At 62.6% G+C, this 13,072-nt stretch carries 16 protein-coding genes and 1 pseudogene; 7 read left to right on the top strand and 10 right to left on the bottom strand.

Going from position 1 to position 13,072, the window contains the following annotated elements; translation table 11 throughout:
* Positions 1-18 precede the first annotated feature (18 nt).
* The 4 genes from O4G74_RS06370 to O4G74_RS06385 are packed head-to-tail and all read left to right on the top strand — an operon-like array spanning position 19 to position 2,764.
* Entirely contained in the window at positions 19-501 is a 483-nt protein-coding gene (locus tag O4G74_RS06370; protein ID WP_419715369.1) for a CinA family protein, read from the top strand.
* A 30-nt stretch (positions 502-531) separates the two neighbouring features.
* Entirely contained in the window at positions 532-1,362 is an 831-nt protein-coding gene (locus O4G74_RS06375) for an alpha/beta hydrolase (protein ID WP_269401798.1), read from the top strand.
* The gene (locus O4G74_RS06380; RefSeq protein ID WP_269401799.1) at positions 1,359-1,826 is read left to right on the top strand and encodes a GNAT family N-acetyltransferase; all 468 of its coding nucleotides are present in this window, start codon (positions 1,359-1,361) and stop codon (positions 1,824-1,826) included. Before O4G74_RS06375 ends, O4G74_RS06380 begins: the two co-directional genes overlap by 4 nt.
* The gene (locus O4G74_RS06385; protein ID WP_269401800.1) at positions 1,823-2,764 is read left to right on the top strand and encodes an NAD(P)-dependent oxidoreductase; all 942 of its coding nucleotides are present in this window, start codon (positions 1,823-1,825) and stop codon (positions 2,762-2,764) included. Before O4G74_RS06380 ends, O4G74_RS06385 begins: the two co-directional genes overlap by 4 nt.
* A 130-nt stretch (positions 2,765-2,894) precedes the next feature.
* Here the strand turns inward: O4G74_RS06385 and O4G74_RS06390 are convergent, their stop codons facing one another.
* The 6 genes from O4G74_RS06390 to rmuC form a co-directional block, all read right to left on the bottom strand.
* On the bottom strand, positions 2,895-3,467 hold the full coding sequence (locus tag O4G74_RS06390; RefSeq protein WP_269401801.1) for an AAA family ATPase: 573 nt from the start codon (positions 3,465-3,467) through the stop codon (positions 2,895-2,897).
* Positions 3,451-4,203, bottom strand: a complete 753-nt coding sequence (gene truA / locus O4G74_RS06395) for a tRNA pseudouridine(38-40) synthase TruA (protein ID WP_269401802.1) — start codon at positions 4,201-4,203, stop codon at positions 3,451-3,453. Before truA ends, O4G74_RS06390 begins: the two co-directional genes overlap by 17 nt.
* Positions 4,200-4,697 (bottom strand): GNAT family N-acetyltransferase, encoded by a 498-nt coding sequence (locus tag O4G74_RS06400; protein ID WP_269401803.1) that lies wholly within the window; start codon positions 4,695-4,697, stop codon positions 4,200-4,202. Before O4G74_RS06400 ends, truA begins: the two co-directional genes overlap by 4 nt.
* Positions 4,694-5,647, bottom strand: coding sequence for a methionyl-tRNA formyltransferase (gene fmt / locus O4G74_RS06405; protein WP_269401804.1), 954 nt, complete (start codon positions 5,645-5,647; stop codon positions 4,694-4,696). The genes O4G74_RS06400 and fmt overlap by 4 nt, the downstream gene beginning before the upstream one ends.
* Positions 5,648-5,864: 217 nt before the next feature.
* A complete protein-coding gene (gene def / locus O4G74_RS06410; protein ID WP_269401805.1) occupies positions 5,865-6,407 on the bottom strand; it encodes a peptide deformylase in 543 nt (180 codons plus the stop codon).
* Between the two features lie 64 nt (positions 6,408-6,471).
* A complete protein-coding gene (gene rmuC / locus O4G74_RS06415) occupies positions 6,472-7,821 on the bottom strand; it encodes a DNA recombination protein RmuC (RefSeq protein ID WP_269401806.1) in 1,350 nt (449 codons plus the stop codon).
* 118 nt (positions 7,822-7,939) lie between these two features.
* Between rmuC and O4G74_RS16425 the strand changes: the two are divergent.
* Both O4G74_RS16425 and O4G74_RS16430 read left to right on the top strand, forming a co-directional pair.
* Positions 7,940-8,128: pseudogene (locus O4G74_RS16425) on the top strand (sigma factor); the annotation flags it as partial.
* Positions 8,129-8,560: 432 nt separating this feature from the next.
* Positions 8,561-8,953, top strand: coding sequence for a VOC family protein (locus O4G74_RS16430; RefSeq protein ID WP_419715370.1), 393 nt, complete (start codon positions 8,561-8,563; stop codon positions 8,951-8,953).
* Positions 8,954-9,060: 107 nt separating this feature from the next.
* Here O4G74_RS16430 and O4G74_RS06425 read toward each other — a convergent pair whose 3' ends face one another.
* The 3 genes from O4G74_RS06425 to ychF are packed head-to-tail and all read right to left on the bottom strand — an operon-like array spanning position 9,061 to position 11,138.
* Complete coding sequence (locus O4G74_RS06425) at positions 9,061-9,552, bottom strand: flavodoxin family protein (protein ID WP_269401808.1); 492 nt, start codon at positions 9,550-9,552, stop codon at positions 9,061-9,063.
* Between the two features lie 39 nt (positions 9,553-9,591).
* Entirely contained in the window at positions 9,592-9,981 is a 390-nt protein-coding gene (locus tag O4G74_RS06430; RefSeq protein WP_269401809.1) for a hypothetical protein, read from the bottom strand.
* 59 nt (positions 9,982-10,040) lie between these two features.
* Complete coding sequence (gene ychF, locus O4G74_RS06435) at positions 10,041-11,138, bottom strand: redox-regulated ATPase YchF (RefSeq protein WP_269401810.1); 1,098 nt, start codon at positions 11,136-11,138, stop codon at positions 10,041-10,043.
* Between the two features lie 161 nt (positions 11,139-11,299).
* Here ychF and O4G74_RS06440 point away from each other — a divergent pair, with 161 nt between their 5' ends.
* Complete coding sequence (locus O4G74_RS06440) at positions 11,300-12,259, top strand: hypothetical protein (protein WP_269401811.1); 960 nt, start codon at positions 11,300-11,302, stop codon at positions 12,257-12,259.
* Here the strand turns inward: O4G74_RS06440 and pth are convergent.
* A complete protein-coding gene (pth, locus tag O4G74_RS06445; RefSeq protein ID WP_269401812.1) occupies positions 12,256-12,864 on the bottom strand; it encodes an aminoacyl-tRNA hydrolase in 609 nt (202 codons plus the stop codon). The genes O4G74_RS06440 and pth overlap by 4 nt on opposite strands.
* Positions 12,865-13,072 lie beyond the last annotated feature (208 nt).

Genomic DNA, 13,072 nt, shown 5'->3' on the forward strand with positions numbered 1-13,072 from the left:
CGCAGGCTTGATGGCGAAATGAGAGAGCTTCTTCCCCTTGCCGAGGAGATCGGCACCATCCTCAAGGCGCGTCGTCAGACGATTGGCGTCTGGGAGTCATCATCTGGTGGTCTCGTGTCGGCTGCCCTGCTCGCGCAGGCAGGCGCGTCGGCCTATTTCCGGGGCGGCGGTGTGATCTATGCGCCGGCCGCGTTTCGCGGGCTGGTCGGTCTGTCGAAGGACGATCTTGGCGGGATGCGCTCCTCCAGTGAGCCCTATGCGCGCTTTGCTGCCGCAACGATCCGTGAGCGGCTGCGCGCCGACTGGGGCCTGTGTGAGACGGGCGCTGCCGGGCCGGACGGCAATGGCTATGGCGATGCGGCAGGGCATACCTGCACGGCGCTAGTGGGTGACGGCGTGGAGATTTCCCGCACGCTCGAAACCGGGCTGAGCGACCGCGTCACCAATATGGAGCTGTTCGCGCGTGAGGCGCTGGAGCTGCTGCTGGAGAATATTCGCTAGGCGGCGAAGTCAGAAAAAAGGAAGTCGGTCATGGCGGTCAATGTCGAGGCATGGCGGTTCGGGGCGCCGGTGGCGGGCTATGCCTGGCGGGTTGAAGGGGCGAAGGCGAACCTCCTCCTCATGCACGGCTATGGCGAGTATGCGACGCGTTATGTCGCCGAATACAACCAGCTGATTCCGGCGCTGAACAAGGCTGGCATCAGCGTCTTTGCCTTTGATGCGAACGGGCATGGCGCCTCACCGGGGCCGCGCGGCGCGACCGATATGAAGCAGGCCGTGCACCATCACCAGATGGCCCGCGAGGCGCTGGCACTGGAGAGCAAAGCGCCAATCCTTTTGTTCGGACATTCACTGGGCGGCCTGATCACGGCGGCGAGTGTCGCAGGCAAGCCAGCAGGTGTAGAGGCGGTCGTGCTGAGCGCGCCCGCCCTTCAGATTGAGCTCAACCCCGTGCTGAAAACGCTGGCTGGCCTGATCGCAGCGATTGCGCCATCCGCGCGCCCGACGCCGCCGCTGGAAGCTGGCGCGATCTCCCGTGATCCGGCTGTGGTGGCAGCGTACCGTAACAATCCAGACGTCATCACGAAGCCGCCCGCCGCGCGCCTCGGCGCGACCGCTGTGTCGGTACTTGAGACGGCGTGGGCGAAATTTTCCGCATGGAAGGCGCCGGTGCTGATCATTCATGGCGATGCAGACAGGCTGACACCGTTTGAGGGCTCGCAACGCTTTTTCGAGACGATTGGCGTGAGCGACAAGACACTGGACGTGTTCGAGGGCGGTTATCATGAGCTGCTGAATGATACCGAGCGCGACAGGGCGCTTGCAGTCATTCTGAGCTGGATTGAGCGGCACCTTCCGTGAAACTCCGTACTTACCGGGCGGGCGATGCCGCGCGTCTGGAAGAGATATTCCGCGCCGCGATCCTTCAGCTGGGAAGCCGGGACTATACAGCTGAACAGGTGGCAGTCTGGTCCGGGGCGCGTGTCACCGCTGAGCGCCTGCATGAGATGTATAGTGATGGGCGGGCGACATTTGTCGCGGTAGACGAAACGGACACTGCTATCGCATTCAGCGATCTGGAAGCCGATGGCCATGTCGACATGCTCTATTGCCATCCGGATCATGCGGGCCGCGGCGTCGCCAGCGCGTTGCTTGCCGCCATCGAGTCTGCGGCGCGGCAGGCGGGCATGACGCGCCTTCATACCGAGGCAAGCGAAACGGCCCGGCCGGTTTTTGCGCGGGCGGGCTATGCCACAGTGTTGCGCCGACCGCTCGAAATTGATGGGGTGGCGCTCCATAACTGGAAGATGGAGAAGCTGCTTTGACTGAGCCTGTGGACGAAACTGACATTGCTGTGCGTATCCATTCTAGCCAGGGCGACGGGCTGGAGCAGGCCTTACGAGAGGCCTTTCCAGGCATCGATGTGTTTCGCAAACCGATGGAGACCGGCCGGCCTGAAAAGGTGCTCGTCACCTTCTATCCGCCAGAGGATGAAGACCTTTCCAAATATGGCTGGGTGCATTGTGTCGGGGCGGGCGTGGACGCGATCTGTAAGGCGTTTGCGGGCATTGAGCCTGCCCCGCTTGTCACCCGCACGACCGGCCGGATGGGCCAGCAGATTGGCGAGTATTGCGCCGCATATGCGCTATCCTGGCTGCAGAAGACTGCCCTGCGACGGTCGCTTGAGGCAGAGCGCGACTGGGACCGGGAGCACGCGGCGCCCGGCTATCTGTTCGAGACGCAGGTCGCGGTGATCGGCACTGGATCCATTGGGCAGGGCGTTGCGGGGGCTTTCAAGGGGCTGCAGGCGCCAGTGCTGGGCCTGTCACGGACTGGCAGGCCTGCGAAAGGCTTCGATAAAGTGATGCGTCTAGCGGATTTGTCGGCTGGCGCCGCGGCGAAGATCGTTATCGGGGCGCTGCCCTTCACGCCGCAGACTGATAGCGCCATTGGCGCGGATGTTTTCGACAAGCTGGACGGTGCGCTCTTCATCAATGTCGGGCGCGGAGCGACGCTGGATGAAGAGGCGCTGAAGGCAGCGCTTGATAGCGGCAGGGTGCATCATGCAGTGCTGGACGTTTTCCGCGATGAGCCGCTGGTCCCCGGGCACTGGTTCTGGAGCGATAACCGGGTCACCGTGACGCCGCACGTGTCCGGGCTGACGCTGCCTGGAGACGGGCAGGCACGCCTTCTCAAGTTGCTGGAGAGGCGGCTCGCGGGTTTGACGGTTGAGGCGGATGTGGACATCGCGCGCGGTTATTGAAGCTTGCTCTCGCTCGACAAATTGTTTTCATCTCGGCCGACCGCAGGGAGAGCCGGGCCCCATCTTTCCGAAGCGTTCTGGGTCCCGGTGTTTGGCTGCGCCAAAACCGGGATGACGACTTCCTTAGATGTCACCGACTTATGCGCGGCAGCCCCAGAGAATTCAAAACAAAGTCGGCGCGAGCCTCGACGCTGGTTTTTGGCAATTCGATCAGGCGATACCCGCGCGCTGGATAGGCGAGGCGCAGCCAGTTGTATTCGCGAACCGCTTCCTCAAAGGGGAGCGGACGTTCGTCATCGCGCACATAGATATCGCGCCAGGGCGGGGCGAAGAAGACGGGCCGCGCATAGAGGCAGCTGCGCCCCAGTGCCTTCACCTCATCGGGCAGGGTGAGCGACAGGCGTTCACAATGCGCGAGGGCGTCTATGGCCGAGCGGTCGAAGAAGACGGGGCCGTCATGGTTCTGGACATCGGAGAGGCTCTTTGCGGCCTGCTGGATGGCTTTCTGGACGAAGGCTGCCGGATTGACCCAAGGCAAGGCATCCGAACCGGTCTCCAGTGCTTCACGGACGATCTGGCGGCCGGGTTCTTCGACCGTCTTAAAGCCGCGCGCGCCAAGCTCTTTCAGCAGAGTGGACTTGCCGCCCGATGAGCAGCCGGAAATCACGATCCGGCGCCGGTCCATGTCAGCCATCCCCGTCATACATGACGCGTTCCAGATAGAGCCCGTCGGCGGGGGCGACCGGGCCGCACGTGGTGCGGTCGCAGGCTTCCAGTATCTCTTTCATCCAGCCGGGCTTTTGCATGCCGCGGCCAACCTCCAGCAGGCTGCCGGTGATGGAGCGAACCTGCCTGTGCAGATAGCTGCGCGCAGTTGTGGTGATCTCGATCCGGTCGGCGAGGCGGAAAACCTCTAGCGTGTCGAGCGTCTTTACAGGGCTTTTTGCCTGGCAGGCCGTATCACGGAAGGTGGTGAAATCATGCTGACCAAGCAAGTGGTTTGCCGCCTCCTGCATGGCAGCGACGTCGAGCTTGAAGGGCGTGCGCCAGATGAGGCCGCGATCAAAGGTAAGGTGCGCGCGGCGTGTCTGGATGATGTAGCGATAGGCCCGGCCCGTAGCGCTGAAGCGGGCGTGGAAGCTCTCATCGACCTCCTCGACTTTCAGCACGGCGACCGGGTCAGGCCGAAGGTGATGGTTGAGGGCATCGGCGAGCTTCCGGACGGGGCGCGGTGTCTGAAGTTCGAGATGCGCGACCTGTCCGGTGGCGTGGACGCCCGTATCCGTGCGCCCGGCACCCTGGACCACGACAGGCTGTCCGTCGAGCGCTTCAGCGGCGCGTTCCAGCGCCGCCTGAACGGTCGGCTGCCCGTCCTGGCGCTGCCAGCCATTATAGGGACGGCCATCATATTCGATGAGGAGGCGGAGGCGCTGGCTCATACGGTTTCCATGAAGGCGCGCGGATAGGTGAGGGTGCCAGAACGCGGCGCGGTTTCAAAAAGCTCGATCGCCATGAACGCCTCGCCGGACCAGGGGGCTTTATAGCGCGCGGCGACGGCTGGATGAAAGCCGAAGCGCGGATAATAGTCCGGATGCCCAAGCACGAAGACAAGCTGGCGGCCGAGCTGTTCGACGCGCGGCATGCCGGCCTTGATGAGGGCGTACCCGACGCCCTGTTTCTGGTGGCCGGGCGCCGCGCTCATCGGGCCGAGGCCAGCGGCGACATCCTTGCCATTCACCAGGATGCGGAAGAACTCGATGTGACCGATCAATGTGCCGGTCTCATCCTCAGCGTCAAGGGAGACGAGGCTGTCGCCATCGCGGGCAAGCTGGCGGGTGATGACGCCCTCATCTGGCGTACCGAAGGCGGCATCGTTGAGAGCGGCAATGGCGTCCATGTCGGCTGGCGCGGCGTCGCGGATCTTCAGGCTCATTCGAAGCGGGCCCCCGCTTTGATACTGTTGCCGCGCAGGAAATTTTCGGCCTCCATGGCGCGGGAGCCGGGTTTTTGCAGGCGTTTGAGGCGCACAGCCTTGCCGCCGCCGCAAGCCACCAGAAGGTCGTCGTCGAGCAGGGTGCCGGGTGGTGCATCATGGGCGTGTTCGACATATTCGCTCATCAGCGCCTTGATGCGAAGCGGTTCAACGGCGTCTTCGGGGGTCCAGTGAAACCAGGCGCCGGGGAAGGGTGAGAGGCCGCGGATCTGCTGGTCGATCTCTGGCGCGTTGTGGGACCAGTCGATGCGCTGGTCAGCGGCGGCGAGCTTGGCAGCATAGGTGACGCCGTCTTCGCTTTGCGGCTCTGGCGTCAGCATCCCGCCGGCGAGGCCTTCGAGCGCGCGGGGCGCAAGCTGTGCACCAAGCGCCGACAGCCTGTCATGGAGAGAGCCGGCAGTCTCATTCGGCGCGATTTCCGTCGTTTCGGTGGCGAGGACCGGGCCGGTGTCCAGACCAGCTTCCATCATCATCGCCTGAATGCCGGTTATCTTGTCGCCTGCCATGATGGCCCGCTGGATCGGGGCCGCCCCCCGCCAGCGCGGCAGGAGCGAGGCGTGAAGGTTCATGCAGCCTAGGCGCGGCGCGTCGAGCACGGCCTGCGGCAGGATAAGGCCATAGGCGACAACGACCGCTGCATCGAGATCCAGTGCAGCGAAGGCGGCCTTCTCGTTCTCGCTTTTGAGGGAATTGGGTGTGCGCACCTCAATGCCGTTCTCCTCGGCATAGCGGTGGACGGGTGTGGGTGTCAGCTTCTTGCCGCGTCCAGACGGGCGGGGCGGCTGGGAATAGACGCAGACGATGTCATGGCCCGCCTCGATCAGGGCGGCGAGCACGGGGACAGAAAAGTCAGGGCTTCCCATGAAGGCGAGGCGCAAGGGCTTTGTCATGTGGCGGGGTCTATCGTGAGCGCGTTAAAGTGCAAGATGTTGCGGTGTGAAGACCTAACAGAGCCGACGTCCCAGCGGATACTGGGATCCATTGCGGCTGGGTCGTGAATGCGCCTCTCATCCGCCATGGACCCCAACTTTCGTTGGGGAGGCGGACTGCTGGTGTCAGAAAGTGCTGAGAGAGGTCCCCGCCTGCGCGGGGATGAGCGGCGCTGAGCTAGGCCGCGCTCCTGGATTTCGCGGACTTTGCTTCGAGGCGTTTGGCCTTCTTCACCTTGTCGACCGCGCGCTGGCGTTTGAGGCGCGAGAGGTGGTCGATGAAGAGTGTGCCTTCGAGGTGGTCCATCTCGTGCTGGATGCAGACGGCGAACATGCCTTCTGCGATCTCGTCGACTTCCTTGCCGTTATAGTCGAGATATCTGACCCGGCACTGGGTCGGGCGCTCAACCTCATCGAAGACGTCCGGCACCGAGAGGCAGCCCTCTTCATAGGGGGCAAGATCTTCAGTCAGCGGCAGGATTTCGGGGTTCACGAAATAGCGCGGCTGGGGCTCTTCCTCAGGGCCGGCAAGGTCCATCACGATAACGCGCTTGGGCACGCCGATCTGGATCGCCGCGAGGCCAATGCCGGGGGCGTCGTACATGGTTTCCAGCATGTCATCCATGAGCGCGCGAAGCTCATCGGTCACGCCGCCTTCGACGGGCTTGGAGACTTCCTTCAGACGCGGGTCCGGGACGGTAAGAATTTCGCGAATAGCCATGGCTGGAAAATAGGAGGAGCGGGCTGAGAAATCAACGCCCTCGGTACGGCCTCGGCTGCTGCGGCTAGTCCTCGCTGTTATCGAACTCCAGCTCGCCGGTCCTGTCGGGCAGGATGGCGCGTTTTTCGATGTTCTCGATCTCTGGCACGGACTTTTCGGGTGGAGCGATCTGCAGGTCTTCGAACTTGCGGGCGGCAGGAAGCACGCGGGAGGTGAGGCTGGAGCCCATCTTGTTATAGGCATCGACGGCAGAATTGAGCGATTTGCCCATCTTCTCGACATGGCCGCCAAGCGTGGTGAGGCGCGAATAAAGCTCGCGGCCAAGCTCTGCGGCCTTCTTGGCGTTCTCGGTTGCCTGTTCCTGTCGCCAGCCATAGGCGACGGCCTTGGCGAGGGCGAGAAGCGTGGAGGGCGTCACAACGATCACCTGACGGGCCGCGGCAAAGTCGAAGAGGTCGGGCTCAAATTCCAGCGCGGCGACATAGAAGCTCTCGCCCGGAATGAATAGGGCGACAAAATCGACGCGCTGCGAAAACGCGCTCTGATAGTCCTTTGAGCCGAGCGTCTTGATATGGTCGCGCACCTTACGGCCATGGGCGCGCATATAGGCTTCGCGGCGGGCCGGATCGGTCTCGTCGATGGCTTTGAGATAGTCTTCGAGGGTGACCTTGGAATCGACGACGATCTCGCGGCCCCCGGGCAGCTTGATGATCACATCGGGGCGCTGGCGCCCGGTTTCGGTTTCGCCGTGCACCTGTTCGGAAAAGTCGCAATGGGCCGAGAGACCGGCATGCTCCATCACGTTTCGAAGCGTCGTCTCGCCCCAGCGCCCGCCGCCGCGCGGGGCAGATAGCGCGCTGACCAGCTTATTGGTCTCGCTGGTGTGGACTTTCAGACTTTCGCCGATGGCCTTGACCTGTTCCTGCAGGACCGACTTGTCGTCGGCGCGCACTTTCTCAAGCTCTGTGACCTTCTTGGCGAAGTCCTCGAGGTTCTTGTTGATCGGCGTCATCAGCTCTTTGAGATTGGTCTGCGCGCCTTCCTTGTGGCGTTTGAAATGCTCATCGGCCTGGGTCAGGAAGCGCTTGCTCGACTGGTCGAGGACGCGCTGGGCAAGGTCTGCAAACTTCTTCTCGTCTTCCTCGCTGCGCGCTTCGGCCTTGGCGAGGTCGATCCGGGCTTGCTCAGCCACCGCATCCTTTGTCTTCACCTGCTGGCGCAGCTCTTCGCGCTCTGCCTTCAGGGCAGCGACGCTGTCTTCGGCGTATTCAAGGTCCCGCCGTGCATTGGCTGCGCTTGTGCTGAGCTGGCCGCGAATGACGAACAGGGCAACGGCGAAGGCTATGGCCGCAAGCAGCAGGACAAGGTGAATGAGATCGAGGCCGATAGAGCCAATATTGACGAGCGCTTCCATGGAGCCTGCCTAATCCGATTCGGGGCTTGACCTTTTCAAGCTCGCAGCTGAACATACGGGGAACAAATGGGCGCGTCCAGAGCGCAGAGAGGCTTCGGGCGCACCGGAGGCAGTCAGAATGAGCGAGCACTGGGTACGAAAGCTTGGCGCGATTGCGCGCCGGCATGCCGGGCGGCCTGACGAGGCAGAGGACCTTGTTCAGCTGGCTTGTCTTGCGGCGGTCGAGGTGGGCCGAACCGATTTTGAGTCTGAAGCGACGCAGAAATGGCTGCGCGGCGTCATCCGTAATCAGGCTCGGCAGGTAGCTCGCACGGCTGTGCGCCGGCGTGAGAGAGAGACGGGCTGGCAGCAGGTTTTTGACGTGCCCGTAGGTGTTGCTGACAAGACTGCCGTCAGCCTCGCCGGTCTCAGCCCGTCTTTGCGCGTGACCGCGCTGCTGGCGCTGAACGGGGCGACGCGTGCTGAGATCGGATGGCTGCTCGGCCTGTCGGATACGGCGTTGCGCCAGCGTATCTCCCAGCTCAAGCGCTCGATTGAGACCTCGCCGGACGTGGATCTGACGCTGGATGAGGTGCTGCCTTATGGCGCCATGCGTCAGATGATGAGAGCGCGGCTCGCCCGGCGCGGCGGGTTTCTGGCAAGCCATGACCCTGACGGTCATTTTTTTTGTGCTGACGACCTCACAGATCGCCAATCGGCGGCAACAAGGATGAGAGCGAACCAGCTAGAGGAGGTCTTCATGCTCACGAAAACAGGAATTGGTGCCATCGTCTTCTATGTGGCCGATATTGACCGCACAGGGGTATTCTATCGCGACAGTCTCGGACTCGACCTGACGCGCATGCCTGGCGAAGAGGGCGAGGCAGGCGGGGCTGACTGGCTGATGGCGGAGGCCGCGAATTGTGTGTCGCTGATCTTCTTCCAGCAGGACGGCAAGCGCGGCGACAGCCCTGTCGTAGTGTTCAATCTGGAGGAAGGCGGCATCGACGGTGTCGTGGAGGGGCTTGCCTCAAAGGGGGTGACAGTCGTGACGCCGGTCTCCCACGCCCCGGATGGCGGGCTGACGGCTGATTTTGCGGACCCCGATGGGCACACGCTTTCGCTTTATCAGGAGGCCGGTGCGCCGCGCTGAGCATAGAAAGCCCTCATTCTGAGCGAAATCGAAGGACGAGGGCGATACACGCGACATTGCCGCCTCGTGGTTCGACTTCGTTCACCATGAGGCTGTGTTGGGTTTAGTCAGAACACGCCCATCGCCAGACCGGCGGCCATGGCTTCTCCGAGCTCACGGCATTTGCGCAGGTCGTTTTCGCTGATCGTCTTGTCGGCGAGGATGTCTTCCTTGGTCTGGGCGTGCGTGCAGATGATGAAGGGCTCCTGCGCGATTTTCAGGCGCCAGCCTTTTGCGATGCGGGCGGTCTGTTTCATCGCGTTCTCGCCGTCTGAGCCAGCGCAGATCATCTGGGCGTAAGGGCGGCCCTCGATCTTGCCGAGGACTTCGTAATAGGACCGGTCGAAGAATTCCTTCATGCTGCCTGCAATTGCGGCAAGGTTTTCCGGCGCGCAGAAAATGTAGCCGTCTGAGGCGAGCAGGTCATCCGGCTGGGCCTCGGTCGCGAACTTGAGAATGGTCTCACAGCCTTCTTCGGACTGGGCGGCCTCATAAGCGGCCTTCGCCATCTGCTCGGCGGCGCCGGTGCGGGAGAAATAGACGATGAGGAGTTTGGGCATGCCGTCGGCATAGACGCAAGCAGGCGAACTTCCAAATGCCTATCGCGCGAGGCGCGCTGCACCGAACCAGCCAATAACTGTTACGGCGACAGCACCAATGATCATCCAGACCGGATGCGGAATGACGATCAGCGTCATAGCCATCATGGCGAGCATAATGCCTGCCACGACAAGTCCGGTCCACGATACACCGCGTGAAATTTTGAGGGCGGTGAAGCACCCGGCGAATACACCAAGGAACCACGCTACCAGTACGGCTATTTTGGCGCCTACCGGAATTTGATCCATGATAGTGGCGAGCGCCTCGGGGTCGCTGAGATCAGTACCCTTTGGGGGCGGAAAGATCATATGACCGACCGCTTCGGCAATAAAGACGACCACCCCGGCAATAACGACACCTGCAAATACTGACAGGATAGAGCGCAACATCGGTTCACCCTCCTCTAATTGAGAAGAGAGTAGTGCGGGGTGTTTGGTGAAAGCAAGCGCTACACGTTGAACCGGAAGTGCAGAACGTCGCCTTCCTTAACGACGTATTCCTTGCCTTCCTGGCGCATCTTGCCGGCTTCCTTGGCGCCGGCTTCGCCATAATTCGCGACGAAGTCATCAAATGCGATGGTCTCGGCACGGATGAAGCCTTTTTCGAAGTCGCCATGGATGACGCCAGCGGCCTGTGGGGCGGTCCAGCCTTTGCGGATGGTCCAGGCGCGCGCTTCCTTTGGGCCGACGGTGAAATAGGTCTGTAGGCCAAGCAGCTGATAGCCCGAATGGATGAGGCGGTTGAGGCCCGGCTCTTCGAGGCCCTGCATCTCCAGGAACTCAGCGCGTTCGGCTGGCTCCAGAACGGCCATTTCAGCTTCGATCTGAGCGGAGATGATGACGGCTTCGGCGCCTTCCTTGGCGGCGCGCTCCATCACCATTTCAGAATACTTGTTGCCGGTGGCGGCACTGTCTTCGTCGACATTTGCGACGAGAAGGACAGGCTTGGCGGTCAGCAGCTGAAGCATGCGCCAGGCCTTCATTTCTTCCTTTGGCACATCGGCCATGCGGGCGGGGCGGCCTTCATTGAGCTCGGCGAGCGCGAGATCCAGAAGAGCGAGCGTTTCTTTCGCTTCCTTCTCGCCGGATTTGGCTTTCTTCTCGACGCCTGCGCGGCGCTTTTCGAGGCTTTCCATGTCGGCGATCATCAGCTCTGTCTCGACGATATCGAGGTCGGCGATCGGGTCGACGCGGCCGGCGACATGGGTGATATCATCATCCTCAAAGCAGCGAAGGACATAGAGGATCGCATCGGTCTCGCGGATGTTCGCGAGGAACTGGTTGCCGAGGCCTTCGCCCTTGGAGGCGCCTTCGACGAGGCCTGCAATATCGACGAAATTCATCCGGGCCGGAATGATTTCCTTCGAGCCTGCAATCGCGGCGAGCTTCTCGAGACGCGGCTCTGGCACGGCGACTTCGCCGACATTCGGCTCGATCGTGCAGAAGGGGTAGTTGGCGGCCTGCGCCGCTGCCGTCTGGGTCAGGGCGTTGAAGAGTGTGGATTTGCCAACGTTTGGCAGGCCTACGATCCCGCATTTGAAACCCATGTGCGCGCTCCTTCTTCCGGATGGTATACCGCTCTGGTCTGGCGCGCGGCATAGCGCATTTTTGCCGTCAGAACAGGGGGGAATGTCGGGGCGGGCTGGTATTCGGTTGCGTCTGTTACAAGTATGGACCTAGACGTGATGCTCGCCGAGAAGGGGTTTCCATGGCATTCGACGTGCTGCTGGTTTCTGCAATAGCGGACAGTAAAAAAGCAACGGTTCTGGCACGGCGTCTGCGGGCGCTGAAGTTCCGCGTGCGCTATGATGCCAAGCGGACACATACGACGCCGAGTGCCCGCGACCTCGCCGAGTGTAACAAGACGACCAGCGTCCTGGTGCTGTGGTCTGCGAAGGCGTGCAACAGTGATGAAGCCGACAGTGATTGGGTGCATGCAATGGCGCATCTGGCGCGCTCACGTTCGGGCGCCCTGGTTCAGGCAGACCTTGACGAAACAGTACCTGACGAACCGTTCGACAAGGACCAAAGATTTGATCTCGCTGGGCTGACTGCGCGGGCGACGCCGGAAGGGTTCAAGGCGCTTTGCGAAACGTTGGGCGAAAAGGATGGCCGCGAGGGGCTTGCAGACTGGCTCGCGCTTGCCCCAAGCGATGAAGAAGCCAAGACTACATGGATAGCAGCGCATCCGAACGACCCGCTCGCCCAGAATGGCGGGAGGCGACAAGACACTGCTGCGCCAGTGCCGGAGCCTGTGAAGTCTGCCGGCCAGCCGACGAGAGAGGCGGGCGAGCGCGTCACGACTGCCGCCGCAGCCAGTGCAGCGGCGACCGCGCAGCTGGCCGATGCAGCCGCCGGAAACCGGTTGGAGCTAAAGCCGCCCAAGCCTGAAGTGGATTTTGCGCGCCCTCAGACAGGCCGTGCAAGCGGCCTTTTCATGCTGGTGCCGACCGGGCTTCTGCTCGTGGGTATGATGGTCATGGCTTTCATGTTCCGGACATCACCTGCCCAGCTATCTGGGGGCGGCGGTGGCGGTATCGTCAATATCGTGGAGAGCTGTCCAGCCGGGCAGGTGCCGCGATCATTGGTGCACAGTTCGCTGTTGCCATCTGAAGACGACACGGGCGCCGACATGTCAGAAGCGCCTGACGAGGCCAGCGGCAACTAGTCCGTCTGTTTCGGGTCGCGCTTCGGGGCAGGGGCGAGGCGCATGACTTCGGACTGGAAACGCTCTTCATTGTCTTCAAAGAGAAGGGGAAGCGCGCGCGAACACGCGTCCAGCGTGGCTTCGAGCCAGTCTTTCTCGGCCTTGGCAAAATCATTCAGCACATAGGGCATGACCAGCGACTTGTCGCCGGGATGGCCGACGCCGAGACGTATGCGGCGAACTTCAGGGGAGAGGTGGGCCAGCATGGAGCGCACGCCATTATTGCCCGAATGGCCGCCGCCGCGTTTGACGCGAACCCGGCCGGGAGCAAGATCGATCTCGTCATGAAAGACGGTGACGTCCTCAGGGCCGAGCTTGTAGAAGCGCGCCGCCTCGCCGGCAGCACGTCCGCTTTCATTGTAGAATGTCTGGGGTTTCAGGAGCAGCAGCTTGACCGGGCCTGACGCGGTCTGGACCGTGCCTTCGGCAGCTTCGCTCTGAAAACGGGATTTCCACGGACTAAATCCGTGATCGGCGGCGATCCTATCGAGCACCATGAAGCCGATATTGTGCCGGTTGCCAGCATATTTGGCACCCGGATTACCCTGTCCGGCAAGAATATGCATGACAGGCTCCGTCGGACCGGTGCCCGCAGTAGTGGGGGGGGGGGGGGGGGGGGGCCCGCGGGGGGGGGGGGGGGGGGGGGGGGTTGGGGGGGGGGGGGGGGGGGGGGGGGGGGCCGCGGGGGGCGCGGGGGGGCGGGGGGGGGGGGGGGGGGGGTGGGGGGCGGGGGGGCGGGCGGGGCGGGCGGGGGGGGGGGGGGGGGGGGGGGGG

Source organism: Henriciella marina (genome assembly GCF_027213945.1).
GTDB lineage: Bacteria > Pseudomonadota > Alphaproteobacteria > Caulobacterales > Hyphomonadaceae > Henriciella > Henriciella marina_A.

Coding starts and splice junctions, on each gene's coding strand:
- pth (WP_269401812.1), bottom strand. CDS start 12,864: ATGCATATTCTTGCCGGACAGGGTAATCCGGGTGCCAAATATGCTGGC.
- O4G74_RS06425 (WP_269401808.1), bottom strand. CDS start 9,552: ATGCCCAAACTCCTCATCGTCTATTTCTCCCGCACCGGCGCCGCCGAG.
- O4G74_RS06430 (WP_269401809.1), bottom strand. CDS start 9,981: ATGTTGCGCTCTATCCTGTCAGTATTTGCAGGTGTCGTTATTGCCGGG.
- O4G74_RS06370 (WP_419715369.1), top strand. CDS start 19: ATGAGAGAGCTTCTTCCCCTTGCCGAGGAGATCGGCACCATCCTCAAG.
- def (WP_269401805.1), bottom strand. CDS start 6,407: ATGGCTATTCGCGAAATTCTTACCGTCCCGGACCCGCGTCTGAAGGAA.
- O4G74_RS06400 (WP_269401803.1), bottom strand. CDS start 4,697: ATGAGCCTGAAGATCCGCGACGCCGCGCCAGCCGACATGGACGCCATT.
- O4G74_RS06390 (WP_269401801.1), bottom strand. CDS start 3,467: ATGACGGGGATGGCTGACATGGACCGGCGCCGGATCGTGATTTCCGGC.
- O4G74_RS16430 (WP_419715370.1), top strand. CDS start 8,561: ATGCTCACGAAAACAGGAATTGGTGCCATCGTCTTCTATGTGGCCGAT.
- O4G74_RS06375 (WP_269401798.1), top strand. CDS start 532: ATGGCGGTCAATGTCGAGGCATGGCGGTTCGGGGCGCCGGTGGCGGGC.
- ychF (WP_269401810.1), bottom strand. CDS start 11,138: ATGGGTTTCAAATGCGGGATCGTAGGCCTGCCAAACGTTGGCAAATCC.
- rmuC (WP_269401806.1), bottom strand. CDS start 7,821: ATGGAAGCGCTCGTCAATATTGGCTCTATCGGCCTCGATCTCATTCAC.
- fmt (WP_269401804.1), bottom strand. CDS start 5,647: ATGACAAAGCCCTTGCGCCTCGCCTTCATGGGAAGCCCTGACTTTTCT.
- truA (WP_269401802.1), bottom strand. CDS start 4,203: ATGAGCCAGCGCCTCCGCCTCCTCATCGAATATGATGGCCGTCCCTAT.
- O4G74_RS06440 (WP_269401811.1), top strand. CDS start 11,300: ATGGCATTCGACGTGCTGCTGGTTTCTGCAATAGCGGACAGTAAAAAA.